Origin of the sequence: Laedolimicola intestinihominis (assembly GCF_040096155.1) — a bacterium.
Taxonomy (GTDB): Bacteria; Bacillota; Clostridia; order Lachnospirales; family Lachnospiraceae; genus Laedolimicola; species Laedolimicola intestinihominis.
Genome location: NZ_JBBMFE010000008.1, coordinates 66,700 through 93,284, shown reverse-complemented (window position 1 = coordinate 93,284; position 26,585 = coordinate 66,700). Strand labels below are relative to the sequence as shown.

The following is a 26,585-nucleotide window of genomic DNA, read 5'->3' as shown; positions in this document are numbered from 1 at the left end:
TCATTGTAGTATAAAAAGGAAAAAGAAACAAGTCTTGAACAGCGTTCGTTATTTTTTTCACGGATCACAGACTTTTTACAAAAAAAGACTGGACGAATTCACCATTATGTGCGAAAATATAACCAAATGCGACGAAGCGGGACTTAAGCCACCCCGGGTCGCTATTAATCCATTCTGAAAGGAGTTTTAAAATGATTTATTCACATGAAGTCGAGATGATGTGTCCGGTAGCACAGGGCGTACACCATGGCGCCGCTCCGATTCCGGAAGAAGCAAAATGGGTACAGGCGAAGGAAGTTAAAGATATTTCCGGCTTTACACACGGCATTGGCTGGTGTGCACCGCAGCAGGGAGCATGTAAGCTGACCCTGAACGTAAAGGAAGGCGTTATCCAGGAGGCACTGGTGGAGACCATCGGATGTTCCGGTATGACTCATTCCGCAGCTATGGCGTCCGAGATTCTGCCGGGCCTGACTGTACTTGAGGCTCTGAATACAGACCTTGTATGTGATGCTATCAATACTGCTATGCGTGAGCTGTTCCTGCAGATCGTATACGGACGTTCTCAGTCCGCATTCTCAGAGGATGGACTTGCAGTAGGCGCAGGCCTGGAGGACCTTGGAAAGGGACTTCGTTCTCAGGTTGGTACCATGTACGGCACTCTGAAGAAGGGACCCCGTTACCTGGAGATGGCAGAGGGCTATGTAACAGGCATCGCTCTGGATGCAGAAGACCAGATTATCGGATACCAGTTCGTTTCTCTTGGCAAGATGACAGACTTTATCAAGAAGGGTGATGACCCGAACACTGCATGGGAAAAGGCGAAGGGTCAGTATGGCCGTGTAGCAGATGCGGTTAAGATCATTGACCCGCGTAAAGAGTAATCGAGGAGGTAGATGAAAAATGGCATTGTTTGAATCATATGAAAGACGTATTGATAAGATTAACGCTGTTCTGAACAGCTATGGCATCGCTTCCATCGAGGAAGCAGAGAAGATCACAAAGGATGCTGGTCTGGATGTATACAATCAGATCAAGGGCATTCAGCCGATCTGTTTCGAGAACGCTTGCTGGGCATATATCGTAGGCGCAGCTATCGCAATCAAGAAGGACTGCCGCAAGGCAGCAGACGCTGCAGCAGCTATCGGAGAGGGCCTTCAGGCTTTCTGTATTCCGGGTTCTGTAGCTGATACACGTAAGGTAGGTCTGGGACATGGTAACCTGGGCAAGATGCTTCTGGAAGAGGAGACCGAGTGCTTCGCATTCCTGGCAGGCCATGAGTCCTTCGCAGCAGCAGAAGGCGCTATCGGTATCGCAGAGAAGGCAAACAAGGTTCGTCAGAAGCCGCTGCGCGTTATCCTGAACGGCCTTGGAAAGGACGCTGCTCAGATCATCGCAAGAATCAACGGATTTACATACGTTGAGACGGAGTACGATCCGTACACCAACGAGGTTAAGGAAGTATTCCGCAAGGCTTACTCCGAGGGACTTCGCGCAAAGGTTAACTGCTACGGCGCAAACAGCGTTCCGGAAGGCGTAGCTATCATGTGGAAGGAGAACGTAGACGTATCCATCACAGGTAACTCTACCAACCCGACCCGTTTCCAGCATCCGGTAGCAGGTACCTACAAGAAAGAGCGTCTTGAGGCTGGTAAGAAGTACTTCTCCGTAGCATCCGGCGGTGGTACAGGACGTACCCTTCACCCGGACAACATGGCAGCAGGACCGGCTTCCTACGGAATGACCGATACTCTGGGCCGTATGCACTCCGACGCACAGTTTGCAGGCTCTTCTTCCGTTCCGGCTCACGTAGAGATGATGGGTCTGATCGGTGCAGGAAACAACCCGATGGTTGGTATGACTGTAGCAGTAGCAGTAGCTGTTCAGGAAGCAGCAGACGCTGGCAAGTTCTAAATATAAGCCGAATAACGACAGATAAAGTAAGAAGGCACTCACCGGAGAGTTTTGGTGGGTGCCTTCTTTTTGCTCTACAGGGAATACTGTGTTATATGAAAGTACGAAAGCTATAATACATATAATTCCTATATATGAAATAGGGTATTGACAAAAAAACAATCTTATGATAAAGTCACTATAACAAATCAAAGTTGCACAGTGAAAAATAAAGTCAATGGAGACTCCGAAGAAGCGCGTCTTGTATTGACTTTTTTTAGTTAAAGGAGGATAATATTATGGCAAACCTTAAATTGTGGGATTTTGTGAAAGAAGTAAAAGGGACAGGTTACAAATGGGTAGACCTGACACATGAGCTGAGCCCGGAAACTCCGCACTGGTATGGCTTCAAGCCGCTGGAAGGCAAGCTCCTTTTCGACTACAGAGAGGGAACCCCGGACGACATGATGGCTCCCATGAGATGTATTCAGTACAGCGTAGCCAGCCAGTATGGTACCCATGTAGACGTACCGCTTCATTTCTGGGGCGACGGTCGTGACATGAGCAAGATTACCGTAAAAGAGCTGGTATATCCTCTGGTAGTCGTAGACAAGTCCAAGGAATGTGCCGAGAACGCCGAATTCACCATGACTGTAGCAGATCTGGAAAAGTGGGAGAGCGAGAACGGCAGAATCCCGGAGGGCGCGTTCGTAGCATTCCGTTCCGATTGGCATAAGAAGTCCAATCTGGACAATCCGGACGAGAATGGCAATCCTCATTATCCGGGCTGGAGCGTAGACGCGATCAAGTGGCTGGTAGAGGAGCGTAATATCGGCGCCATCGGACATGAGCCGGCAGATACCGACCCCAGCTATGTGACCACAAGAGAAGACGCATATCCGTATCCGGGCGAGCAGTACATTCTGGAGACTGACCGCATCCAGATTGAGGTTATGAGAAATCTGGATCAGGTACCGGCTGTGGGAGCTATGATTGTATGCGCGTTCCCGAAGCTGAAGGATGGTACAGGCTTCCCTGCAAGATGCTTCGCAATCTGCCCCGAAGATTAAACTAGGAGGAATTTTATTATGCTGGAATTTGACGAGCAGCTTTCAAGACTGCAGAAACCGGATCGCGAGGAGATGACAGACGAGGAATACGCTGTCTTCAATAAAAATGTGGAGGTCATGGAGAAAAACTGGGGCTTTATTAACAATCTGTTTAAGATTCTTCCCCTGAACGCCAAGGAGTACATTGGATTCCTGAATTTCAAGAATTCCCTGTATAACGACACCTGCTATCTGACAGACGCGCAGAAAGAGATGATTGGCGTGGTTGTATCCTCTTACAATTGCTGCTGTTACTGCCTGACCACCCACGGCGACAATCTCCGCGGTATGTGGAAGAACGCCCGTCTGGTAGATAAGATTTCCTATAATTATCGTTCCGCCAAGGATGAGCTGTCCAAAGAGGACTACGCGCTTTGCGAGTATGCATGGTACGTAACTGCGCATCCCCGCGACATTGATCAGGAGCAGGTGAATAAGCTCCGTGAGGCAGGACTGGATGATCATCAGATTCTGGAAGCAGCCTTTGTAGCAGGCTTCTTCAACTACACGAACCGTTGGGTCAGCACCATCGCTCCGGTTCCGAATCCGGGTCATTACAGCCATAACCGTAATTTCGAAGATTAATCCTTACATAAAATAAGACCGAATCCTTTTTGGAAGGAGACGGTCTTATTTTTGTACAGTTAAATTTTGCGGTTGTTCAGGGGAATCGTCAGCTTTTTCAGCTTATCCATATTCGTCTTCGGCAAAGCGTTGCCGGGATAAATCTTATTCTTGATGGCTTGCATTCGGGCGTCAGTCTGAGCGATGATGTCGGCGCATTCCTTCAGTTCTGCGGACAGTTCATCCGTATTTTCCACATCCTCAATATTCTGTTTGTACTTCAGCTGATGATCGACGCTGGCCCAGAAGTCCATGGCGATGGTCCGGATCTGCACCTCTACCCGCATGTTTTTCTTCTGATTGGAGAAGAAGACCGGGATCTCGATGATCAGGTGCAGGCTGCGATAGCCGTTGTCCTTGGGATGCTCAATGTAATCCTTCTTCTTAATTAAAGTAATATCATCCTGGCGCAGCAGCATATCCGCCACGGTATAAATGTCGTCGATAAAAGAACAGATCACGCGGACGCCAGCCACATCATTCAGATTCTTTTCTACAGACTCCACGCTGACGGGCACGCCGTAACGGTGCAGCTTCTCTACGATACTCAAAGGCTTCTTCACCCTGGAGGTGATAAATTCAATGGGGTTGCGCTGATGATGGACACTCAGCTCGTCATTCAGCACCTCCAGCTTGGTTCGCATCTCACGGATGGCACAGCTGTACATCATCATCAATTCTTGGAATTCAAAGGCCTGATTGACAAAATAAGTTTGTATATCCGGAATATCCGTGGTATCGAGAAAGGTTTTCTGTAATTCGCTTTCCATAGGAGTCACCATCCTGTGTTATAAAATACATCTATTGTAGAATTGTTCAGGCACGGAGCAGTCACCTGATTGTTAAGATTATAACACATATAGAACAAAAATGGAAGAGAGAAAGCAACCCCTTGCAAAAGTCCCGAAAATGTGTATACTGGATATTAGTTATGCCCATTTTCGGAAAAGTTGTCCGGATGGGCTTTTGAATCGCAGGCATATACACATAGAAGATAAGGATGAATGAATTTATGGCAAATTATGTAGATGAAATTAAAAAAAGAAGAACCTTCGCGATTATTTCCCACCCCGACGCAGGTAAAACGACCCTGACTGAGAAGTTCCTGCTCTATGGCGGAGCTATCAACCTGGCAGGCTCTGTAAAGGGAAAGGCCACGGCCCGTCACGCGGTTTCCGACTGGATGGAGATCGAAAAGGAGAGAGGTATCTCTGTTACTTCGTCGGTATTACAGTTTAATTACGACGGCTATTGTATCAACATTCTGGATACTCCGGGACATCAGGACTTCTCCGAGGACACCTACCGTACCCTGATGGCTGCGGATTCCGCAGTTATGGTTATTGACGGCAGTAAGGGCGTGGAGGCTCAGACCCGGAAGCTTTTCAAGGTCTGCGCCATGCGCCATATCCCCATTTTTACCTTTATCAATAAGATGGACCGGGAAGCGATGGATATCTTTGAACTGCTGGACGATATCGAGAATGAGCTTGGTATTGCCACCTGCCCGGTAAACTGGCCCATCGGCTCCGGTAAGGCATTCAAGGGCGTCTATGACCGGAACACCGAGAAGGTGCTGCTGTTCTCCGACACTGAAAAGGGAACCAAGGAAGGTGAGGAGCTGGATTTGTCCATCAACGATCCACAGATTGACAGCATCCTGGATCCGGGTCAGAAAGAAAAGCTCATGGATGACATCGAGCTTCTGGACGGCGCCAGCGCGGAGTTCGATCAAGAGCTGGTGAGCCAGGGAAAGCTGTCCCCGGTATTCTTCGGATCGGCCCTGACCAACTTCGGCGTGGAGACCTTTCTGAAGCATTTCCTGCAGATGACCACCTCTCCGCTGCCCCGTAAGGCAGACGTGGGGCTGATTGATCCCATGGAAGAGGAGTTCTCTGCTTTCGTATTCAAGATTCAGGCCAATATGAACAAGGCACACCGGGACCGTATCGCGTTTATCCGTATCTGTTCCGGCAAGTTTACCGCCGGCATGGAGGTTTACCATGTGCAGGGCGGCAGAAAGCAGCGTCTGTCCCAGCCTCAGCAGATCATGGCGCAGGACCGGAAGATTGTGGACGAGGCTTACGCAGGCGATATCATCGGCGTCTTTGATCCGGGTATTTTCTCCATCGGAGATACCCTGTGTATGCCGGGCAGGCAGATTAAGTATGAAGGAATTCCGACCTTTGCGCCGGAGCATTTCGCGCGTGTGCGTCAGATTGATACCATGAAGCGGAAGCAGTTTGTCAAGGGCATTGAACAGATTGCCCAGGAGGGAGCTATCCAGATTTTCCAGGAGTTCAACACCGGTATGGAGGAAATCATCGTGGGCGTCGTGGGTGTTCTGCAGTTCGACGTTCTGAAGTATCGTCTGGAAAATGAATACAACGTGGACATCCGTCTGGAGCCGCTGCCCTACGAGCATATCCGTTGGATCGAGAACGAGGATATCGACATGAGCAAGCTGGTGGGCACCTCTGATATGAAGAAGATCAAGGATCTGAAGGGCAGACCGTTGCTGATCTGGGCCAACGCATGGAGCGTGGGCATGACGCTTGATCGAAATCCTGGTCTGATCCTGTCCGAGTTTGGCCGGTAATTATTACGGCCACAGACCATGGGAAACCCTTGTCAACAACGTGTAAAGTGTGATAAAATATAAAAAGCATGGCAGGAGAGGCGTATCTGTTGCCAGGTCGTGTGAGAAAGTAAGAAAAAAGCTTCGTGTAAGCAGGATAACCTGATTTACACAGAAAACAGGAGGTTTTGGATATGTCAAAGGAAGAAAAAAGAGGCGTTCATATGATACATGAGGACAGTCAGCTGGGCGAAGTTCAGATCGCGGACGAGGTAGTCGCTACCATAGCCGGGTTGGCAGCTACCGAGGTAGAGGGCGTGGCTTCCATGGCCGGCAATATCACCAACGAATTGATCGGAAAGCTGGGCGTCAAGAACCTGTCCAAGGGCGTCAAGGTTCTTGTGACAGACCGCAGCGTAGACGTGGATCTGGCTCTGAATATTGAGTATGGCTACAGCATCATGAAGGTATCTGAGAAGGTACAGGATCGTGTGAAGAGCGCCATTGAGAACATGACAGGACTGGAAGTTGCCATGGTCAATATCCGCATTGTTAATGTGAATATGGGAAAAGAGGATAAATAAGTAGCACAGGAAGGGGAGCGGCTGCAGTCAGCGGCTCCCTTTTCAAACGATTAAGAGGGAAAAAGGACAAGATGAAAAGACGAGAGTTAAGAGAGCATATTTTTGAACTGCTGTTTCGTATCGAGTTTAACAGCGCAGAGGAGATGCCGGAGCAGATCCGGATGTTCTTCGACAGCCTGGGTGAGGTGGAGCCGAAGGATCAGCAGTATATTGAGAAGAAATATGCGCATATTATAGAAAAACTGCCGGAGATCGACAAGGCTCTGGAAGATACGGCGGAAGGTTGGAAGGTATCCCGTATGGGCAAGGCCGATCTGACCATTTTACGTCTGGCTGTGTATGAGATGGAATACGATGAGGACGTTCCCGTGGGCGTAGCAGTCAACGAGGCGGTGGAGCTGTCCAAAAAGTTTGGCGGCGACGAGTCTCCGGCCTTTGTGAACGGTATTTTAGGTAAGATAGGAAAGACAGGAAAAGCGGAATGAAGCATGTCTATACGGTAGCGCAGGTAAACACATACATCAAGAATATGTTTACACAGGATTTTATGCTGAACCGTATTTATGTAAAGGGAGAGGTGTCCAACTGTAAATATCACAGTTCCGGGCACATCTACTTTTCTCTGAAGGATGAGAGCGGATCCGTGGCATGTGTCATGTTCGCGGGCGACCGGAAAGGTCTGGCCTTTCCTATGCAGGATGGACAAAGGGTGATTGTACTGGGGCGTGTCAGCGTCTACGAGCGCAGCGGCAGCTATCAGCTTTATGCCAGAGAGATCATCAAAGACGGCGTGGGCCAGCTTTACGAGGCTTACGAGAAGCTGAAAAACGAGCTTGAGGAAATGGGCATGTTCGCGCAGGAATACAAGCAGCCGATTCCTTACTATGTGAAACGGTTGGGTGTGGTGACGGCGTCTACAGGAGCTGCAGTGCAGGATATCCGCAATATTGCCTTGCGGCGCAACCCTTATGTACAGATTATTCTCTACCCGGCTCAGGTGCAGGGAGAGGGCGCGGCGGACAGCATTGTGCGAGGTATCAAGGCCTTGGATGCGTTGGGCCTGGACGTGTTGATTGTGGGCCGTGGCGGCGGTTCCATCGAGGATCTGTGGGCCTTTAATGAGGAAAAGGTGGCACGGGCCATCTTTGATTGCAATACGCCGGTGATCTCAGCAGTCGGTCATGAGACAGATACGACCATTGCCGATTATGTGGCGGATCTCAGGGCGCCGACGCCTTCAGCGGCGGCGGAACTGGCTGTGACGGATATCCGGGAGCTGTTGGAGCGGATGCAGGGCTATCGCAGGCAGTTTGAGAATATCTTCGGTCACAGAATGGAAGAATATTACAGAAGACTGGCGGAGTTGAAAACCAGAGTACAGCGTATCAATCCGGAGACACAGCTTCTGGAAAAGCGGATGCGTCTATCTGAATTATCCAACGGTCTTACGCAGGCCATGCAGGACAAGCTGTTAGATCGAAAGCATAGCCTGAATCTGTACATTGAGCGTCTGCACGGACTTTCCCCGCTTCTGAAGCTGCAGCAGGGTTATTCCTATACGGAAGGGCCGGATGGAAAGGCTGTAACCGGAATTGACGAGGCTGCAGAGGGCGAACAGCTCCGAATCCATGTGACAGACGGTGTATACACAGCGGTAGTAGAAGGCCGCGAAAGGATAAAGAGAGGGTAGAGCGGTATGGCGACGAAGAAAAAAGAAGCGACACTGGAAGAAAATTTCGCGGAGCTGGACGGAATGCTTGAGAAGCTGGCGGATCGGGACGTGCCGCTGGAAGAATCCTTCGCGATTTACGCCGAGGGCATGAAGCTTCTGAAGGCCTGCGGCGAAAAGCTGGATAAGGTAGAGAAAAAAATGCTGGTCATGAATGAGGAGGGCAAACTGGATGAGTTTTAAAGAAGAGCTTCGTACCAAGACAGAAGAAATTGAAAAATTGCTTACAACTTATCTGCCGCAGGAGACCGGGTTCCAGAAGACTGTTCTGGAGGCGGTGAACTATAGTGTACTGGCAGGCGGCAAGAGACTCAGGCCCCTTCTGATGAAAGAGACCTATCAGATGTTCGGCGGCGAGGGAAAGGTCGTGGAGCCCTTCATGGCAGCCATGGAAATGATTCATACATATTCACTGGTACATGATGATCTTCCGGCTATGGATAATGACGAGTACCGTCGCGGCAAGAAGACGACCCACGCGGTATACGGCGAAGCCATGGGTATCCTGGCAGGTGACGCACTTCTGAATCTGGCTTTTGAGACAGCGGCGGGAGCTTTCGATATGGAAACCAGTCCGCGGACCGCAAAGGCCTTACAGATTCTGTCCGGAAGGGCAGGCATCTACGGTATGATCGGCGGCCAGGTGGTGGATGTGGAATCCGAGGGACAGCCTCTCTCCAGAGAAAAACTGGATTTTATCTACCGGCTGAAGACCAGCGCGCTGATTGAAGCGGCCATGATGGTGGGCGCGGTCCTGGCAGGCGCTTCTGATGAAGAAGTGGCCGCCATGGAGCGCGTGGCGGGCGATGTGGGATTGGCTTTCCAGATCCAGGATGATATTCTGGATGTAACCAGTACGCTGGAGGTGCTTGGAAAACCGATCCACAGTGACGATAAGAATAACAAGACTACCTATGTAACGCTAGAAGGCCTTGATAAGGCAAAGAAGGATGTGGAGGAGATTTCCGAGAGAGCTCTTTCCACTCTGGCTTCCCTGGAGCATAAGAACGCGTTCCTGGAAGAACTGATCCGAATGCTGATTACAAGAGAAAAATAGAACTGAGGTGAGGATATGCTGCTGGAGCAGATCAATCAGGTCAATGATATTAAAAAACTGAACAAAGAGGACTGGGAGCCGCTGGCGCAGGAGATCCGGGATTTTCTGATCGAGAAAATCAGTGTGACAGGCGGCCATCTGGCTTCGAATCTGGGCGTGGTGGAGCTGACCATGGCCATGCATCTGGCATTTAACTTCCCTGAGGATCAGGTGGTCTGGGATGTGGGCCATCAGTCCTATACGCATAAGCTGCTGACCGGAAGAAGGGCAGGCTTCGATGACCTGCGGAAATATGGCGGCATGAGCGGATTTCCGAAGCGGAAGGAGAGTAACTGCGACTGCTTCGACACCGGTCACAGCTCCACCTCGATTTCAGCAGGCATTGGTCTGGTAAAGGCCCGGGAACTGACTGGCGGTCATCAAAGCGTCATTTCCGTCATCGGTGACGGCTCCATGACCGGCGGCATGGCTTTCGAGGCTTTGAACAATGCCTCTCAGTTAAAGAGCAATTTTATTATCATTCTGAACGATAATCAGATGTCCATCGCGGAGAACGTGGGCGGTTTGAGCCAGTACCTGAACGGTATGCGTTCCAACGAAGGCTATAACAATTTTAAAGCAGGATTACAGAATACCCTGGAGAAAATACCGGTATACGGCGACGGCATTGTGCGGCAGCTGAAGAAGACCAAGAGCGGCCTGAAGCAGCTGGTGATCCCGGGCATGTTCTTTGAAGACATGGGTATCACCTATCTGGGGCCGGTGGACGGCCACAATATCGACCAGTTGATTCGTACCTTCAACGACGCAAAAAAAGTGCATCATGCGGTGCTGATTCACGTCTGTACGAAAAAAGGTAAGGGCTATGAGCCGGCGGAGCGTCATCCGTCCCGGTTCCACGGCGCGGAGCCTTTCGTAATTGAGACAGGCCTGCCCAAGAGCAGACGGTCCAAGGCCAATTATACGGATATCTTTTCCACAGTGATGCGGAAGCTGGGTGATCGGGACGAGAAGGTGGTGGCCATTACGGCGGCCATGCCGGACGGAACCGGTCTCAAGCGCTTTAAAAATATGTTCCCGGATCGGTTTTTTGACGTGGGAATCGCGGAGCAGCACGCCGTAACCTTTGCGGCAGGTCTGGCGGCAGGCGGCTTGAAGCCGGTGGTAGCGGTTTATTCCTCTTTCCTGCAGCGCGCCTACGATCAGGTGCTGCATGACGTCTGTATCCAGAACCTGCATGTGATTTTTGCCATTGACCGGGCAGGACTGGTGGGCAGCGACGGCGAGACTCATCAGGGCATTTTTGATCTGTCCTACTTGTCCGGTATTCCGAATATGACCATTATGGCTCCGAAAAATAAATGGGAGCTTTCCGATATGATGAAGTTCGCGGTAAACTATGACGGTCCCATCGCCCTGCGCTATCCCAGGGGTGAAGCCTACGACGGCCTGCAGGAATTCCGCGCGCCCATTGCCTATGGCAGGAGCGAGTGGATCTATGAGGAAGCGGATATCGCCTTGATGGCTGTGGGCAGTATGGTGAAGACGGCGGAGCAAGTGCGGGATGCCTTAAAGGATACCGGTTACAACTGCACGCTCATCAATGCCCGTTTCGTTAAGCCCATCGACGAGCAGATGCTGGAAGAGGTGGCGAAGCAGCATAAGCTTCTAGTAACACTGGAAGAAAATGTAAGGAACGGCGGCTTCGGCGATCATGTGCTGGAGTATGTCAATGACAGAGACTTCGATATGAAGGTTCTGAATATCGCCCTGCCGGATGAGTATGTGGAGCATGGCAATGTGGCGCTATTGCACAAAGAGGTAGGACTGGACGCGGAAACCATTGTAAAACGTGTGATCACGGCTTATGTGGGTGAAATGTAAAAAGTTTACAGGCGGCTTCGCTGAAAGGTGAAGCCGTAAGAATAAAGCTTAGGAGAGAATGATATGAAGGTACGTCTGGACGTGCTTCTGGTAAACAGAGGCCTGGCAAAATCCAGAGAGCAGGCCAAGGCCATCATTATGGAAGGCAAGGTCTTTGTAAAAGGGCAGCGGGAGGACAAGGCCGGGTCCATGTTCGAAGAGGCTGCACCCATCGAAATTCACGGACAGAAGCTGCGCTATGTGAGCCGGGGCGGTCTGAAGCTTGAAAAGGCAGTGGCCCATTTTGATCTGGGTCTGGAAGGAAAGGTCTGCATGGATGTGGGATCTTCCACCGGCGGCTTCACCGACTGCATGCTGCAGAACAGCGCGGTAAAGGTGTACGCAGTAGATGTGGGAACCAATCAGCTGGACTGGAAGCTTCGAAGCGATCCGCGTGTGGTCTGCATGGAGAAAACCAATATCCGTTACCTGACTCCTGATCAGATCGATGAGCGTCCCCAGTTTGCCTCCATCGACGTGGCCTTTATCTCTCTGACGAAGGTACTGCTTCCGGTGCGGGAGCTTTTAAGCGATAACGGCCAGGTGGTGGCGCTGATTAAGCCCCAGTTTGAGGCAGGCCGGGAGAAGGTTGGCAAGAAGGGCGTGGTGCGGGAAAAGAGCACCCATCTGGAAGTGATTCAGATGGTCCTGACCTATGCCTGGTCCATTGGCTTTGATATTCTGGCACTGGAATTTTCCCCCATCAAGGGGCCGGAGGGAAACATCGAATACCTGGTATGGCTGCAAAAGACTGGCCGGGAAGCGGCAGAGGAGATTCCGACCTGGGAAGAACTGAAAAGTCATCTGCCCGAGGGCGTAGAGCCGGAGCGGATCGTGGACGAGGCCCATGGCACACTGGATGTAAAATAAGCAAATCGGGAAGAGATACAGATGAATCGATTTTATGTGATTACCAATGTGGAAAAAGATAAAAATTTGGAAACCACCCGTCAGATCTGCAACTATCTGAAAGCCAGAGGCTGTGAATGTACGGTCAGGGAATTTCAGAAAGAAAAAGAAACCGGAGAAAATGGAGATTATCGCTACACAGACGCCTCCCTGATTCCGGCCGGAACAGAATGCATATTGGTGCTGGGCGGCGATGGAACCCTGATCCAGGCAGCTCGGGACACCGTGGATCGAAAGATTCCTTTGCTTGGCGTAAATCTGGGAACCCTGGGTTTCCTGGCTGAGATCGAGAAAGCCGGTGTGCCGGACGCCCTGGACAGTCTGATTCTCGACAATTATACCATTGAACCCCGGATGCTTCTGGAGGGAACCGTATACCGGGAGGGCAGAGAGCCGGTGAAAAATCTGGCGCTGAACGACATCGTTGTGAACCGTGCAGGGGCGCTTCGTATTATCGATTACGAGATTTCCGTCAACGGGGAGCCGTTGAACCGGTATTCCGCCGACGGCATGATTGTATCGACTCCCACCGGATCCACCGGTTACAGCCTGTCCGCGGGCGGTCCCATTGTATCGCCCATGGCCAGCATGATTGTGGTGACGCCCATCTGTCCCCATACGCTGACTGCGCGAAGCATCGTATTGTCCGGCGGAGACCGGGTGACGGTGCGGACCGGAGCCGGAAGGAGAAACCAGAGAGAAGAATCCTTTGTAACCTTTGACGGCGAGGTGCAGGTGCCGGTGGCTACAGGAGATTATGTGGAGATAAAGAAGTCGGAAAAGACGGTCAACATATTGAAAATCAGCAGGGTCAGCTTTCTGGAGGTCCTGCGTGACAAAATGCGCGGCAACTAGGAGGAAAGACGAAATGAAGATAGAGCGGCATGCAAAAATCATTGAACTGATCAACGAGTATGCCATCGAGACGCAGGAGGAGCTGGCCAGCCGTTTGAATGACGCGGGCTTTCGGGTCACCCAGGCTACGGTGTCCAGAGATATTCGGGAGCTGAAGTTGACCAAGATGGCAGTAAACGGACGGCAGCGATATGTGGTGGTCCCCGGCAGCAGCGATCATATGGGTGACAAGTACATCGGTATCTTGCGTGACAGCTTTCTGTCCATGGAAATGGCTCAAAATATTCTGGTGGTCAAGACAGTGGCAGGCATGGCCATGGCAGCTGCAGCGGCGCTGGATGCCCTGCACTGGCAGGAGATCGTGGGCTGCATTGCCGGAGACGATACTATTTTCTGCGCAGTACGCAGTGTGGACGATACGATGATCGTCATGGAAAAATTAAGAAAAGCAATCAGGGATTAGCGAGAGGAAAAGTATGTTAGAGCATCTGCATGTAAAAAATCTGGCATTGATTCGTGAGGCAGAGATTGATTTTACGGAAGGTCTGAATATCCTGACCGGTGAGACCGGAGCGGGAAAATCCATCGTCATCGGTTCCGTGGGTCTGGCGCTGGGCGGCAAGGTGGCTAAGGATCTGGTGCGCCCGGGCGCGGACTTTGGTCTGGCGGAGCTGGTCTTTTCCGTTACCAGTGAGAGGTTAAAAGACCGCCTGAAGGAGCTGGACGTGATTCCCGAGGATGGGCAGATTATCCTGTCCAGGAAAATCATGAACGGCAAAAGCATCAACAAAATCAACGGCGAGACTGTCACTTTAAATCAGCTTCGGGAGACAGCGGCCCTTCTTATCGACGTACACGGCCAGCACGAACACCAGTCCTTATTGCAGAAGAAAAAGCATCTGGAGATTCTGGATGAATATGCCAAAGAAGAACTGCAGCCCATAAAGGAAAAGCTGGCGGCGGCTTACACGGAATGGAAAAAACTTACAGAAGAACAGAAAAACGCCCGGATGGACGAGGAGAGCCGCATGCGGGAGCTGTCTCTTCTGGAATTTGAAACAAAGGAGATTGAGGACGCAGGTCTGAGCATCGGCGAGGATGAGGAGCTGGAGCAGAGATACCGGAAAATGACCGGCGCGAAGCGGCTGATGGAGGCGGCTGGAACCGCCTACGGACTGACCGGTTACGAGGAAGCGGAAGGCGCCGGAACGGCTATTGGCCGGGCGCTCCGGGAACTGCAGGGCGTCCAGAGCCTGGATGAAGACCTGACGGATCTGACCGGTCAGCTTTCAGACATCGACAGCCTGTTAAATGATTTCAACCGGGAGCTTTCTGATTACGTATCCTCTCTGGAATTTGCAGGGGAAGAATTTGAGCAGGTGGAAGAGCGCCTGAATCAGCTAAACCATCTGAAATCCAAGTATGGCAAAACGCTGGAAGCGGTACTGGAATACGGTCAGAGGCAGCAGGAGCGCCTGGCGGCCCTGCAGGACTACGACGCCTATCTGGCGCGTCTGGAAAAGCAGACTGCGGAAAAAGAGCGGGAGCTGGAGGGTCTCTGTGAGGAGGCGAGCGTCATCCGGAAACGCTATGCCGAAGTGCTCTGCGCAAAGATTCGGGAGCATTTGATTGACCTGAACTTCCTGGATGTGGAGTTCGAACTGGAGTTTGACCGCATTTCCGGTTATACGTCGGGCGGCTTTGACGACGCGGAATTTGTAATTTCCACGAATCCGGGTGAATCCTTAAGGCCGCTGGCAAAGATAGCTTCCGGCGGTGAACTGTCCCGTATCATGCTGGCGATTAAGACTGTACTGGCTGATAAGGATCAGATTGAAACTGTGATTTTCGACGAAATCGATGTGGGAATCAGTGGCCGTACCGCTCAGAAAGTATCGGAGAAAATGATGCTGATTGGCAGGAGCAGACAGGTCATCTGCATCACCCATCTGGCTCAGATCGCGGCCATGGCGGACACTCATTTCCGTATCGAAAAACAGGTAGTGGACGGCGGCACACGGACCGAGATCCGGCGTCTGACTGAGGCAGAAAGTGTCGAAGAGCTGGCCCGTATTCTGGGCGGCGCGGAGATTACAGACGCTGTTTTCCAAAATGCCTCCGAAATGAAAGAACTGGCAGGTAACAAAAAGTCCCAGACTAGATAACCGGAGATTCTGCATACTAAAGACAGAAACGTGACATGTGTTTCTGTCTTTTTTGATCTTAGGCAGCGCGGCGAGGAGAGTGCAAAGATGATATGCAGAAAAACATACCGAAAATATCTTCTGGTTTTGCTGGGAATAAGCCTGCTGGTACTTGGCGTATATGATTATTTCCGGGAACGGGCTCTGATACCGGACTCCTATACCCAGACGGAGGGCGGCGCAGGGCCGGAAACACCCGGTTTCCCGGTGACGGCACAGATTCAGGAGAGTGTCACCAAAGCATCTTACGACAGTCGAAACGGAAGCAGTTACCGGATTTCCTATCGGTATCTGGGGGTGATTCCCCTGAAAGAAACGAACGTGCAGGTGACGCCAAAGACGACGGTAACGCCCGGCGGTATTCCCATCGGCATCTATATGGAGACCGATGGCGTCATGGTGATTGGAACGGGGAAAGTGACCGGACGCGACGGTTTGAATTATGAACCGGCCTTCCGGCTGGTGCAGGCCGGAGATTATATCCGTTCTGTGAACGGCGTGGAGATACGGGAAAAGGAAAAGCTAATAGAGAGTGTGGAAGAAAATGGAAGTGAGAAACTGGTTCTGGGAATCGAACGTTCCGGCCGGACTTTTGAAATCCGCCTGCAGGCCGCTGATACAGAAAATGGTTATAGGCTTGGCATCTGGGTACGGGACAATACCCAGGGGATCGGTACGCTGACATTTCTTACAGAAAATGGAAAATTTGGCGCTCTGGGACACGGTATCAATGATTCCGATACCGGGGAGCTTCTGAAGATCAGCGAAGGAAAGCTCTACGACACGACCGTGGCGGAAATCCACCGTGGAGAACCAGGTAATCCGGGGCAGGTAGCCGGGCTTATCCGTTATCGAAATAACCTGATCTGCGGACAGATTCAGGAAAATACAGAGGCTGGGATTTTCGGGGAAGGAACAGAGAGGCTGGGAGATAAGCTGGACGGGGAAGCAGTGGAGGTGGGATATAAACAGGAAATTACAGAGGGAGAGGCCTGGGTGCGTTCCGGGATCAACGGGGAAATGAGGGATTACCGCATTGCCATCGAGGAGGTGAAAAGGAACGCGTCGGACGTGAACAAGGGAATGATTTTACGGGTCACAGATCCGGAGCTTCTGGCTCTGACAGGCGGCATTATCCAGGGCATGAGCGGCAGTCCGATTATCCAAAATGGGAAACTGATTGGCGCGGTAACCCATGTATTTGTGAACGATCCGACAAAAGGATACGGCATCTTCGTGGAAGAAATGCTTTCCCATGTCAGTTAAAGAAAAAGCCTGTCGAAATCTGTCCCTGTCTGTCTGAAAATGCAGAACGATTGGAATTGCGGAAAAAGGAAATAAATGGTTATAATAGGTATATCACAAAACAAATCACAGACAGTACAGAAATGGGGGGAATCTTATGGAAAGGCTGACGATTGCAATTGCGGACGACAATGAAAGAATGTTGGAAATGTTGAATGCCCTGATACAGACGGAAAATGGGATGGAGCTGGTTGGCACGGCAGCAAATGGAGAAGACGCCGTGGAACTGATTCGGAAAAACACGCCGGACGTGGTGCTACTGGATTTAATTATGCCGAAGATGGATGGACTGGGCGTTATGGAAAAACTTAAGGAAGATAAGAGTCTGAAAAAGTTTCCGGCAATTATTGTACTTTCTGCAATCGGGCAGGAGAGCGTGACCGAGGATGCCTTTGCTTTGGGCGCAAGCTATTATATTATGAAACCGTTTAACAATGAAATGCTGCTGGGACGACTCAGAAGCTTTCTGAAACACGGCGAAAAGCTGAAACGCCCGGTCTGTTCCGGTGAGGCACAGGAGCCGGGGTGCCTGTACGGAGAGCACGATCTGGAGACCGATGTTACAAATATGATTCATGAAATCGGCGTGCCGGCCCATATCAAGGGTTACCAGTATCTACGCGACGCGATTATTATGTCAGTCAGGGATATGGAAATGCTGAGCTCTGTGACGAAGGTACTGTATCCCACCATCGCCAAGCATTATCAGACCACGCCAAGCCGGGTAGAGCGCGCCATCCGACATGCCATCGAAGTGGCCTGGAGCCGCGGCAAAATGGATACCATCGACGAGCTGTTTGGCTATACGGTCAGCAACGGTAAGGGAAAGCCCACCAATTCAGAATTTATCGCCCTGATTTCCGATCGCATCCGTCTGGAAAATAAGCGAAAGGTCTCTTAAATGTAAAAATTGCACAAATTATACTTTTAAATGCATTTCGAATGCGTTATAATGGATATAAATAAAATCCAAAATGAGCTGGGAGGAAATGCAGTGAAAAAGATCTTATTTGTCGCTTCAGAAGCGGTTCCTTTTATTAAGACGGGAGGACTGGCAGACGTAGTAGGATCATTGCCGAAATATTTTGACAAAGAGCAGTACGATATCCGGGTAATGATTCCTAAGTATATGTGCATCCGTCAGGAGTGGAAGGATCAGATGAAGTATGTGACCCATTTCTATATGAACCTGGCATGGCGCAGTCAGTATGTAGGCATCCTGGAGATGGAATATGAGGGCGTGAAGTTTTACTTTATTGATAATGAATATTATTTCGCCGGACCGAAACCCTATGGCAACATCTATGAGGATATCGAAAAGTTCGCGTTCTTTTCCAAGGCCGCGATCTCTGCACTGCCGTCCCTGGATTTCCGTCCGGACATCATCCATTGTCATGACTGGCAGACCGGACTGGTTCCTGTATATTTGAATGACTCATTCCAGGACAACCCGTTCTTCCGGGGAATTAAGACTATTATGACCATACATAACCTGAAGTTCCAGGGAATCTGGGATATGAAGACGGTCAAGGACATCACCGGTCTGAATGCATCTTATTTTACGCCGGATAAGCTGGAAGCCTATGGCGACGCTAACTATCTGAAGGGAGGCATCGTATACGCGGATGCCGTGACCACCGTAAGCGATACCTATGCCGAGGAAATTAAGATGCCATATTATGGAGAACACCTGGACGGCCTGATGCGTGCCCGTGCCAACTCCCTGCGTGGCATTGTAAATGGTATCGATTATAACGAGTACAATCCGGAGAGCGACAAATATCTGGTTCATAATTATAACGCTGTAAACTTCCGTAAGGAGAAGGTGAAGAACAAGACCGCCCTGCAGCAGGAGCTGGGTCTTGATGTGGATCCGAAGAAAATGATGATCGGTATCGTATCCCGCCTGACAGACCAGAAGGGGTTTGATCTGATTGCCTATGTGATGGACGAGCTCTGTCAGGATGAGGTACAGTTTGTAGTTCTGGGAACCGGTGAGGAGCGTTATGAGAATATGTTCCGTCATTTCGCATGGAAGTACCAGGGCAAGGTTTCGGCAAATATTTTCTATTCCGAGGCCATGTCCCACAAGGTATACGGATCCTGCGACGCTTTCCTGATGCCGTCCCAGTTTGAGCCCTGCGGCTTGAGCCAGCTTATGAGCCTGCGCTATGGCACCGTGCCTATCGTCCGCGAGACCGGCGGCCTGAAGGATACGGTAGAGCCGTACAACGAGTACGAGAGCAAGGGAACCGGCTTCAGCTTCACCAATTACAACGCCCACGAGATGATGCACACTGTCCGCTACGCAGAGCATATCTACTATGATAAGAAGCGTGAGTGGAACAAGATTATTGACCGTGGCATGGCTGTGGACTTCTCCTGGAATAATTCTGCGAAGAAATATGAGGAGTTGTACAACTGGCTGGCAGATTAAAGCGGATAGATTAGGCTGAAAATTGCAAATTTGTCAAGGAAAAGGGCTTGTCAAAGCCCTTTTCTTATGTTATACTTTCAAAGTTAGTGAAAAAACACGCGGGCGGAACCGGGAAAGGTGCCTGGATTGCATATGAACCGGTATTTCACGGTGAAGAAACTCGCGGAAGAACAACCAAATGGAGGAAAGAAACATGAGTGTAATTTCTATGAAGCAGTTACTGGAAGCAGGTGTTCATTTCGGACATCAGACAAGACGCTGGAACCCCAAGATGGCTCCGTACATCTACACAGAGCGTAACGGCATCTACATCATCGACCTGCAGAAGTCTGTAGGAAAGGTTGATGAGGCTTACAAGGCAGTATTTGACATCGCGGCAGAGGGTGGCAACATCCTGTTCGTAGGAACCAAGAAGCAGGCTCAGGACGCTATCAAGGTTGAGGCAGAGCGTTGCGGTATGTTCTACGTAAATGAGCGTTGGCTCGGCGGTATGCTGACCAACTTCAAGACCATCCAGAGCAGAATCGCTCGTCTGAAGGCTATCGAGAAGATGTCTGAGGACGGAACCTTTGATGTACTGCCGAAGAAGGAAGTTATCGCACTGAAGAAAGAGTGGGAGAAGCTGGAGAAGAACCTTGGCGGTATCAAGGATATGAAGCGCATCCCGGACGCTATCTTCGTAGTAGACCCGAAGAAGGAAAGAATCTGCGTACAGGAAGCACATACACTGGGTATTCCGCTTATCGGAATCGCTGATACCAACTGTGATCCGGAAGAGCTGGATTATGTAATCCCGGGCAATGATGATGCTATCAGAGCCGTAAAGCTGATCGTTTCCAAGATGGCAGACGCTGTTGTTGAGGCTAACCAGGGCGCAGCTGAGGAAGTTGCAGAGGAAGCTGAGACTGAGGAGACTGCAGAGGCTTAAGTAAAAGTCGAAAGTACAAGCGCAAAATTGCGCGAAAGCGTAATTTCTGTGCATCGTGAAGCGGCTACTGTGAGCGGAGCGAACAGTAAGTGACTTTATCCGCGTGTGCTTTACGGCACACGCGGCTTACACAAACGAATTTGGAGGGATTAGAAATGGCAATCACAGCAGGAATGGTAAAAGAGTTAAGAGAAATGACCGGCGCTGGCATGATGGACTGCAAGAAGGCCCTGACAGCTACCGAGGGAAATATGGACGCAGCTGTTGACTGGCTGAGAGAGAAAGGCCTTGCAAGCGCACAGAAGAAGGCTGGCCGTATCGCAGCAGAGGGTATTGTAGATACCTGCCTGATCAATGACGACCACAAGGCTGTTGTTGTAGAGGTAAATGCTGAGACTGACTTCGTTGCAAAGAACGAGAAATTCCAGTCCTACGTAGCAGACGTAGCAGCTCAGGCTGTTAAGACTGCTGCAAAAGATATTGATGAGTTCCTGGCAGAGAAGTGGGAGAAAGACCCGACTCTGACTGTAAAGGAGGCACTTGCTTCCCAGATCGCTGTTATCGGCGAGAACATGAACATCCGTCGTTTCGCTCAGGTTGAGGAGGAGAACGGTTTCGTAGCTTCCTACATCCATGCAGGCGGAAAGATCGGCGTTCTGGTAGACGTTGAGACAGACGTTATCAACGACGCTATCCGTGAGATGGCTAAGAACGTAGCTATGCAGGCTGCAGCTCTGAAGCCGCTGTACACCAGCGACGCTGAGGTAGAGCCGGAGTACATCGAAAAAGAAAAGGCTATCCTGATGGCTCAGATTCAGAACGATCCGAAGGAGTCCCAGAAGCCGGAGAAGGTTATCCAGGGCATGATCCAGGGCCGTATCAATAAAGAGTTGAAAGAGATCTGCCTGCTTGACCAGGTATATGTAAAGGCTGAGGACGGAAAGCAGACTGTTGCGAAGTATGTAGCTCAGGTAGCAAAAGAGAACAACGCAAACATCACCATCAAGAAGTTCGTTCGTTTCGAGACCGGCGAGGGACTTGAGAAGAAGAACGAGGACTTTGCGGCAGAGGTTGCAAAGCAGATGGGAATGTAATTCTCAGGAAATTATTTATAATATTTGTAAACACATGCTATAAAGATCTGATAAGTGCGGCTTCGCGAAGTATCTAATGCACACACACAACTTTAAGAAGTCCGGATTTTACAGATTTGACTATCATATGGATACGATAAGGGCGCAGCGTCAGTTGCGCCCTTGTTTTACGCGGGCAACGAGTCAAAGTCCGTGCTTGCGCGAGAGCTGACCACAAAGTTTTCGGAATGAAACCTTGAAAAGAGAAAAGTAATACTGTACAAACCCCTTCGTGTTGTTTTATAATGAGAAAAAATGTGAGGGGGTTTTTGTTATGGAAGCTTTATTTAGTGCAGTGAACGCAATCTGCGGTAAAATCCAGATTGTATCCAACTGGTTCTGGGATTTTCCGACAAACCTTGACTGGTACGCGTCCATTCCGATTCTGGGCAATTTCAGTCTGGCCATTATTTTATTAGTGGGAACCGGCATCTATTTCACCTTTAAGCTGCGTTTCGTACAGGTGCGCAAGTTTAAGTACGGACTTCAGGTGCTGATGAACAGCAAGAGTACAACCATGGGCATCTCTTCCCTGGGGGCGTTCCTGCTGTCCACGGCCATGCGTGTAGGCCCTGGCAATATCCTGGGCGTAACCGGAGCAATTTCTATCGGAGGACCGGGCGCGCTGTTCTGGATGTGGATTTCCGCGTTCTTCGGTATGGCGACTGCATTCGTAGAGTCTACTATGTCCCAGATTTTCAAGGAGAAGCGCGGCGACGCCTATGTGGGCGGACTTCCTTTCTACGGACGTCGTCTTTTAAAGGACGCGGCCTGGGCGGGCGTAGCCTTGAGCGTGCTCTACATCATTTACGCGTTCCTCTGCTTCCCGGCGCAGGGCTTCAACACCATTTCCGCAGTGGGAGCCATCGCTGGTGTGGTGACAGGAACGACCTTTGCAACCAATTCTGCACTGTACTGGGTGTCCTTTGCAGTGTTAATTGTGGTAACCGCGGTTACCAGCTTCGGCGGTATCAAGAAAGTATCAAAGGTAACAGATGTGTTGGTACCGATTATGGCAGTTGTGTATGTACTGACCGTTGTGGTTCTGGTGCTTTGCAATTTCACCCGGGTTCCGTGGTTCTTTGCAGCTATTTTCACACAGGCATTTAAACCGGCCGCAGTCTTTGGCGGAGCTTTTGGTATCGCTTTAAGCCAGGGCATTAAGAGAGGCCTGATGTCCAATGAGGCCGGCCAGGGAACCATTACCATGCCGGCAGCAGCGGCAGATACCGCTCATCCCTGCGATCAAGGCTGCGTACAGGCGCTGGGTGTATTCCTGGATACCATCGTTATCTGCACCCTGACCGGTTTTGTGGTTATTATGGGAAGAATGTGGCTGACCGGAGAGGCAGACGCCTGGTTTGAACTCGGCAAGCTGGAAAAATTCCTGGCATCCTGCGGCGCGCTGACCGGAAGCAGCGGAGCAGCATACAGCTTTGTGACCCTGCTGGTAAGCCTTTGCTTCGGCCTGTTCGCCTTCACCTGTCTGATGGGCTTCATGTCCTTCACCGAGATGTGCGCGAACCGTATCTCCGCCAATAAGGCCTTTATCAATGTGATTCGCGTTCTGTGTCTGGTGGTTATCAGCTTTGGCGTCATTACCAACATTGCGGGCATGGATCTGGGTGCCCTCTGGGATCTGAGCGATTTCGCCAACATCCTGATGGTATACTGCAACCTGCCGCTTCAGTACATAGGCTTCAAATACGTGTTGCGGGCATGGCGTCATTTCGAGAAACACGACGGAACCCCGTTTACTTCAGAGGTAGCGGGTATCTCCGTTCCGGTGTGGGATGAAAAAGCCGGAAAATAAAAGAGACGGGGAACTTTTCCCCTTGTAAAGCGGGCCGCTTTGGTATATAATTTCCAGAGCGGCCTGTTTTACGGAAGTAAGAAATGAAAGGCCATTTCAGAAGAATAACGGGAGTGAAGAAGAATGAGTAAAGTAAGAACAAGATTTGCGCCGAGTCCTACCGGAAGAATGCATGTAGGTAACTTAAGAACAGCGCTGTACGCATATCTGATTGCCAAGCATGAGGACGGAGATTTCCTGCTTCGTATCGAGGATACCGACCAGGAGCGCTATGTGGAGGGCGCGGTCGATATCATTTACCGTACCATGAAGGAAGCGGGCCTGGAGCATGACGAGGGTCCGGACAAGGACGGAGGCGTGGGCCCCTATGTGCAGAGTGAGCGCCAGGCGGCAGGCATCTATATGGAGTACGCGAAAAAGCTGATTGAAAAAGGCGAGGCTTATTACTGCTTCTGCGACAAGGAGCGCCTGGAGTCTCTGAAGACCGAAGTGGCGGGTAAGGAGATTGTTGTATATGATAAGCACTGTCTACATCTGTCTAAGGAAGAGGTAGAAGCGAAGCTGGCAGCGGGCGTACCATTTGTTATCCGCCAGAATAATCCGACCACCGGAACCACCACCTTCCATGACGATATTTATGGCGATATCACCGTAGACAATGCGGAGCTGGACGACATGATCCTGATCAAGTCCGACGGATATCCGACTTACAACTTCGCGAATGTGGTAGACGACCATCTGATGGGAATCACCCACGTAGTCCGTGGAAATGAGTATCTGTCCTCTTCTCCGAAATACAACCGCCTCTATGAGGCGTTTGGCTGGGAAGTGCCGGTCTATGTACATTGCCCGCTGATTACCGACGAGGAGCATAAGAAGCTGTCCAAGCGCTGCGGCCATTCTTCCTTCGAGGATCTGCTGGAGCAGGGCTTTCTGCCGGAGGCGATTATCAATTTCGTAGCGCTGCTGGGCTGGAGTCCGGATGAGGATCGGGAGATTTATTCTCTGGATGAGTTGATTAAGGCTTTTGATTATCACCACATCAGCAAGGCACCGTCCGTATTCGATTACACCAAGCTGAAATGGATGAACGGTGAGTACATCAAGGCTATGGACTTTGATAAGTTTTATGAGATGGCATTGCCGCATCTGAAGAAGGTCATTACCAAGGATTATGATCTGAAGAAGATCGCTGCTATGGTAAAGACCCGTATCGAGGTGTTCCCGGAGATCGAGGATATGGTAGACTTCTTCGAGGCAGTTCCCGAGTACGACACCGCGATTTATGCGCATAAAAAGATGAAGACAAGCGCCTCGTCTTCTCTGGAGGTTTTAAAAGAGCTGCTTCCGATCCTGGAGGAGCAGGAGGACTACAGCAACGACGGACTGTATACACGTCTTCTGAAATATGTGGAGGAGAAGGGCTGTAAGAACGGCTATGTGCTCTGGCCCATCCGAATCGCCGTATCCGGCAGGCAGATGACGCCCTGCGGAGCCACCGAGCTCATGGAGGTCATCGGCAAGGAGGAGACTCTGAAGCGTGTGCGCGCAGCGATTGCAAAGCTGGAGGCATAAAATTTGAATTCTTTATCTGAAGTACAGCAGAAGGCCGTCACCCACCGTGACGGCCCCATGCTGGTTCTGGCGGGACCCGGTTCCGGTAAGACGATGGTACTTACGAGACGGGTTCAGTATCTGACGGAAATCTGTCACATTCCACCCGGAGAGATTCTGGTGATTACTTTTACAAAAGCGGCGGCAAGGGAAATGAAGGAGCGGTATCTGCGGCTGACGAACAGCGCGAATACGGCTGTTTCTTTTGGTACCTTTCATGCGGTCTTTTTCCAGATCCTGAAGCTGGCCTATGGCTATCGTGCCGACAATATTCTCCGGGAGACCGAAAAATACCAGTTTCTGCGGGAGGCAGTCTATAAGCAGAAGCTGGAGCCGGATGACGAATCAGAGCTCATCGGCAGTATCGCGGCGGAAATCAGCAAGGTGAAAAATGATCGGGTGAACCTGCAGGAATATAAGGCCACATCCTGCAATACCAAAAGCTTTACCGCCATTTTTAACGAATACGATAACCGCCTGCGCCGCAGCAATAAAATCGATTTCGACGATATGCTGGTCTACTGCTACCAGCTTTTGAAGGAACGGAAGGACATTCTCGGGGCCTGGCAGCGGAAATTCCGGTATATCCTGGTGGATGAATTTCAGGATATCAATCAGCTGCAGTACGACATTGTGCGGATGCTGGCGGCGCCGGAGGATAACCTGTTCATCGTAGGCGACGACGACCAGTCCATCTACCGTTTCCGCGGCGCGAAGCCGGAGATTATGCTGCACTTCAAACAGGATTATCCGGCGGCGAAACAGGTGCTTCTGGATACGAACTACCGCTGTACGCGCCTGATTGTGGAAGGAGCCTGCAAGGTTATCGAGAATAATAAGCAGCGTTTTGCCAAGAAAATTCAGGCGAACAAGCAGGAAGGACCGCCGATTCTGCACCATAAGTTTCGGGATCAGGATGAGGAGTACGAGTGCGTCGTTGATAAGATTAAGACCTACCGGGAAAAAGGAGGTTCTTATCGGGATATCGCGATTCTGTTCCGGACCAATACCCAGCCCCGGAAGCTGGTGGAAGAACTGATTTCCGAGGGAATTCCGTTCCGGATGCGGGACGCACTGCCGAACCTCTATGATCACTGGATTGTGAAGGATATTTTTGCTTATCTTCACATGGCCCGGGACATGAAAAAGAGTCTGGTGAAGCGCGAGGACTTTTTGCAGGTCATGAACCGCCCGAAGCGCTACCTGGGGCGAGAATGTCTGGACAGCGAAGTGATTTCCTGGGAGGAGCTGCTTACCTGGTATGACGATAAGCCCTGGGTCTGCGAGCGGATCGAAAAGCTGGAGAAGGATTTGAAGATGTGCGGACATTTAAGTCCTTCCGGGGCCCTACACTATATCCGAAATATCATCGGCTATGAGGAGTATCTGAAGGAATATGCCGATTACAAAGGAAGAAAACCGGAGGATTTCTTTGGAATTCTCGATGAATTAAAGGAGCTGGCTTCCGGTTTTAAAACTCTGGAGGAGTGGGAAAACCATATCGCATCCATCCGGGCAGAGCTTCTGAAGCAGGCGAAGGAGCGGGAAGCGAGCAGCGATGGCGTGATATTGTCCACCATGCACAGTAGTAAGGGTCTGGAATACCGCATCGTATTCATCATCGACGCCAATGAGGGAATTACGCCCCACAAGCGGGTGCTTTTCGAGGAAGATATGGAAGAAGAACGGCGGCTGTTCTATGTGGCCATGACCCGGGCAAAGGAGCTGTTGTATATTTTTTCGGTGAGAAAGCTGTATGGAAAGAAAGCAGAACAATCACGTTTCGTAGAAGAGCTTTTAGAAGAGTAGGCGAACGAAAAAAGAGCCGAGAGGCATATATTCTCGGCTCTTTTTTCTGTGCTTTGAAAAGTGGAAATGTCTATCTGCCTG

At 50.6% G+C, this 26,585-nt stretch carries 24 protein-coding genes; 23 read left to right on the top strand and 1 reads right to left on the bottom strand.

Annotated features, from left to right (window positions below):
• Positions 1–191: 191 nt before the first annotated feature.
• The 4 genes from WMO29_RS10015 to WMO29_RS10000 all read left to right on the top strand — a co-directional run bounded on the left by WMO29_RS10015 (position 192) and on the right by WMO29_RS10000 (position 3,587).
• Positions 192–884, top strand: a complete 693-nt coding sequence (locus tag WMO29_RS10015; protein ID WP_158364323.1) for an iron-sulfur cluster assembly scaffold protein — start codon at positions 192–194, stop codon at positions 882–884.
• Positions 885–903: 19 nt separating this feature from the next.
• A complete protein-coding gene (locus tag WMO29_RS10010; protein ID WP_178039658.1) occupies positions 904–1,914 on the top strand; it encodes a GGGtGRT protein in 1,011 nt (336 codons plus the stop codon).
• Between the two features lie 278 nt (positions 1,915–2,192).
• Positions 2,193–2,963 (top strand): cyclase family protein, encoded by a 771-nt coding sequence (locus WMO29_RS10005; protein ID WP_349164670.1) that lies wholly within the window; start codon positions 2,193–2,195, stop codon positions 2,961–2,963.
• Positions 2,964–2,981: 18 nt separating this feature from the next.
• A complete protein-coding gene (locus WMO29_RS10000) occupies positions 2,982–3,587 on the top strand; it encodes a peroxidase-related enzyme (protein WP_178039660.1) in 606 nt (201 codons plus the stop codon).
• A gap of 59 nt (positions 3,588–3,646) precedes the next feature.
• Here WMO29_RS10000 and WMO29_RS09995 read toward each other — a convergent pair whose 3' ends face one another.
• Positions 3,647–4,396, bottom strand: a complete 750-nt coding sequence (locus WMO29_RS09995; protein ID WP_349164669.1) for a GTP pyrophosphokinase — start codon at positions 4,394–4,396, stop codon at positions 3,647–3,649.
• Positions 4,397–4,638: 242 nt separating this feature from the next.
• On the opposite strand from WMO29_RS09995, the gene WMO29_RS09990 reads away from it, so the two are divergent.
• From WMO29_RS09990 to WMO29_RS09900, 19 genes are all read left to right on the top strand, one after another.
• On the top strand, positions 4,639–6,225 hold the full coding sequence (locus WMO29_RS09990) for a peptide chain release factor 3 (RefSeq protein WP_178039662.1): 1,587 nt from the start codon (positions 4,639–4,641) through the stop codon (positions 6,223–6,225).
• 173 nt (positions 6,226–6,398) lie between these two features.
• A complete protein-coding gene (locus WMO29_RS09985; RefSeq protein WP_178039663.1) occupies positions 6,399–6,788 on the top strand; it encodes an Asp23/Gls24 family envelope stress response protein in 390 nt (129 codons plus the stop codon).
• Between the two features lie 71 nt (positions 6,789–6,859).
• On the top strand, positions 6,860–7,273 hold the full coding sequence (gene nusB, locus WMO29_RS09980) for a transcription antitermination factor NusB (protein ID WP_178039664.1): 414 nt from the start codon (positions 6,860–6,862) through the stop codon (positions 7,271–7,273).
• Positions 7,270–8,478, top strand: coding sequence for an exodeoxyribonuclease VII large subunit (xseA, locus tag WMO29_RS09975; RefSeq protein WP_349164668.1), 1,209 nt, complete (start codon positions 7,270–7,272; stop codon positions 8,476–8,478). Before nusB ends, xseA begins: the two co-directional genes overlap by 4 nt.
• A 6-nt stretch (positions 8,479–8,484) precedes the next feature.
• Positions 8,485–8,700, top strand: coding sequence for an exodeoxyribonuclease VII small subunit (xseB, locus tag WMO29_RS09970; protein WP_178039666.1), 216 nt, complete (start codon positions 8,485–8,487; stop codon positions 8,698–8,700).
• Complete coding sequence (locus WMO29_RS09965; protein ID WP_349164667.1) at positions 8,690–9,574, top strand: polyprenyl synthetase family protein; 885 nt, start codon at positions 8,690–8,692, stop codon at positions 9,572–9,574. The genes xseB and WMO29_RS09965 overlap by 11 nt, the downstream gene beginning before the upstream one ends.
• Positions 9,575–9,589: 15 nt before the next feature.
• Positions 9,590–11,458, top strand: coding sequence for a 1-deoxy-D-xylulose-5-phosphate synthase (dxs, locus tag WMO29_RS09960; protein WP_349164666.1), 1,869 nt, complete (start codon positions 9,590–9,592; stop codon positions 11,456–11,458).
• A 63-nt stretch (positions 11,459–11,521) separates the two neighbouring features.
• The gene (locus WMO29_RS09955; protein ID WP_349164665.1) at positions 11,522–12,367 is read left to right on the top strand and encodes a TlyA family RNA methyltransferase; all 846 of its coding nucleotides are present in this window, start codon (positions 11,522–11,524) and stop codon (positions 12,365–12,367) included.
• A gap of 21 nt (positions 12,368–12,388) precedes the next feature.
• Positions 12,389–13,261: an NAD(+)/NADH kinase gene (locus tag WMO29_RS09950; RefSeq protein WP_349164664.1), complete on the top strand. Its 873-nt coding sequence runs from the start codon at positions 12,389–12,391 to the stop codon at positions 13,259–13,261.
• 13 nt (positions 13,262–13,274) lie between these two features.
• A complete protein-coding gene (locus WMO29_RS09945; RefSeq protein WP_178039671.1) occupies positions 13,275–13,724 on the top strand; it encodes an arginine repressor in 450 nt (149 codons plus the stop codon).
• 13 nt (positions 13,725–13,737) lie between these two features.
• A complete protein-coding gene (recN, locus tag WMO29_RS09940) occupies positions 13,738–15,426 on the top strand; it encodes a DNA repair protein RecN (RefSeq protein ID WP_349164663.1) in 1,689 nt (562 codons plus the stop codon).
• Positions 15,427–15,513: 87 nt separating this feature from the next.
• The gene (gene spoIVB, locus WMO29_RS09935; RefSeq protein ID WP_349164662.1) at positions 15,514–16,731 is read left to right on the top strand and encodes a SpoIVB peptidase; all 1,218 of its coding nucleotides are present in this window, start codon (positions 15,514–15,516) and stop codon (positions 16,729–16,731) included.
• Between the two features lie 136 nt (positions 16,732–16,867).
• A complete protein-coding gene (gene spo0A / locus WMO29_RS09930; RefSeq protein WP_349164661.1) occupies positions 16,868–17,671 on the top strand; it encodes a sporulation transcription factor Spo0A in 804 nt (267 codons plus the stop codon).
• A gap of 93 nt (positions 17,672–17,764) precedes the next feature.
• The gene (gene glgA, locus WMO29_RS09925; protein ID WP_178039675.1) at positions 17,765–19,207 is read left to right on the top strand and encodes a glycogen synthase GlgA; all 1,443 of its coding nucleotides are present in this window, start codon (positions 17,765–17,767) and stop codon (positions 19,205–19,207) included.
• Between the two features lie 193 nt (positions 19,208–19,400).
• Entirely contained in the window at positions 19,401–20,135 is a 735-nt protein-coding gene (gene rpsB / locus WMO29_RS09920) for a 30S ribosomal protein S2 (protein WP_178039676.1), read from the top strand.
• Positions 20,136–20,290: 155 nt separating this feature from the next.
• Positions 20,291–21,229, top strand: a complete 939-nt coding sequence (tsf, locus tag WMO29_RS09915) for a translation elongation factor Ts (RefSeq protein ID WP_349164660.1) — start codon at positions 20,291–20,293, stop codon at positions 21,227–21,229.
• Positions 21,230–21,542: 313 nt separating this feature from the next.
• A complete protein-coding gene (locus tag WMO29_RS09910) occupies positions 21,543–23,081 on the top strand; it encodes an alanine/glycine:cation symporter family protein (RefSeq protein ID WP_349164659.1) in 1,539 nt (512 codons plus the stop codon).
• A 123-nt stretch (positions 23,082–23,204) separates the two neighbouring features.
• Entirely contained in the window at positions 23,205–24,656 is a 1,452-nt protein-coding gene (gene gltX / locus WMO29_RS09905; protein WP_178039679.1) for a glutamate--tRNA ligase, read from the top strand.
• A 3-nt stretch (positions 24,657–24,659) separates the two neighbouring features.
• Positions 24,660–26,504: an ATP-dependent helicase gene (locus tag WMO29_RS09900; RefSeq protein ID WP_349164658.1), complete on the top strand. Its 1,845-nt coding sequence runs from the start codon at positions 24,660–24,662 to the stop codon at positions 26,502–26,504.
• Positions 26,505–26,585: the final 81 nt, after the last annotated feature.

Bases quoted from the DNA above. Each gene is read 5' to 3' on its own strand.
- WMO29_RS10015 (WP_158364323.1), top strand. From the start codon at position 192: ATGATTTATTCACATGAAGTCGAGATGATGTGTCCGGTAGCACAGGGC.
- WMO29_RS10010 (WP_178039658.1), top strand. From the start codon at position 904: ATGGCATTGTTTGAATCATATGAAAGACGTATTGATAAGATTAACGCT.
- WMO29_RS10005 (WP_349164670.1), top strand. From the start codon at position 2,193: ATGGCAAACCTTAAATTGTGGGATTTTGTGAAAGAAGTAAAAGGGACA.
- WMO29_RS10000 (WP_178039660.1), top strand. From the start codon at position 2,982: ATGCTGGAATTTGACGAGCAGCTTTCAAGACTGCAGAAACCGGATCGC.
- WMO29_RS09995 (WP_349164669.1), bottom strand. From the start codon at position 4,396: ATGGAAAGCGAATTACAGAAAACCTTTCTCGATACCACGGATATTCCG.
- WMO29_RS09990 (WP_178039662.1), top strand. From the start codon at position 4,639: ATGGCAAATTATGTAGATGAAATTAAAAAAAGAAGAACCTTCGCGATT.
- WMO29_RS09985 (WP_178039663.1), top strand. From the start codon at position 6,399: ATGTCAAAGGAAGAAAAAAGAGGCGTTCATATGATACATGAGGACAGT.
- nusB (WP_178039664.1), top strand. From the start codon at position 6,860: ATGAAAAGACGAGAGTTAAGAGAGCATATTTTTGAACTGCTGTTTCGT.
- xseA (WP_349164668.1), top strand. From the start codon at position 7,270: ATGAAGCATGTCTATACGGTAGCGCAGGTAAACACATACATCAAGAAT.
- xseB (WP_178039666.1), top strand. From the start codon at position 8,485: ATGGCGACGAAGAAAAAAGAAGCGACACTGGAAGAAAATTTCGCGGAG.
- WMO29_RS09965 (WP_349164667.1), top strand. From the start codon at position 8,690: ATGAGTTTTAAAGAAGAGCTTCGTACCAAGACAGAAGAAATTGAAAAA.
- dxs (WP_349164666.1), top strand. From the start codon at position 9,590: ATGCTGCTGGAGCAGATCAATCAGGTCAATGATATTAAAAAACTGAAC.
- WMO29_RS09955 (WP_349164665.1), top strand. From the start codon at position 11,522: ATGAAGGTACGTCTGGACGTGCTTCTGGTAAACAGAGGCCTGGCAAAA.
- WMO29_RS09950 (WP_349164664.1), top strand. From the start codon at position 12,389: ATGAATCGATTTTATGTGATTACCAATGTGGAAAAAGATAAAAATTTG.
- WMO29_RS09945 (WP_178039671.1), top strand. From the start codon at position 13,275: ATGAAGATAGAGCGGCATGCAAAAATCATTGAACTGATCAACGAGTAT.
- recN (WP_349164663.1), top strand. From the start codon at position 13,738: ATGTTAGAGCATCTGCATGTAAAAAATCTGGCATTGATTCGTGAGGCA.
- spoIVB (WP_349164662.1), top strand. From the start codon at position 15,514: ATGATATGCAGAAAAACATACCGAAAATATCTTCTGGTTTTGCTGGGA.
- spo0A (WP_349164661.1), top strand. From the start codon at position 16,868: ATGGAAAGGCTGACGATTGCAATTGCGGACGACAATGAAAGAATGTTG.
- rpsB (WP_178039676.1), top strand. From the start codon at position 19,401: ATGAGTGTAATTTCTATGAAGCAGTTACTGGAAGCAGGTGTTCATTTC.
- tsf (WP_349164660.1), top strand. From the start codon at position 20,291: ATGGCAATCACAGCAGGAATGGTAAAAGAGTTAAGAGAAATGACCGGC.
- WMO29_RS09910 (WP_349164659.1), top strand. From the start codon at position 21,543: ATGGAAGCTTTATTTAGTGCAGTGAACGCAATCTGCGGTAAAATCCAG.
- gltX (WP_178039679.1), top strand. From the start codon at position 23,205: ATGAGTAAAGTAAGAACAAGATTTGCGCCGAGTCCTACCGGAAGAATG.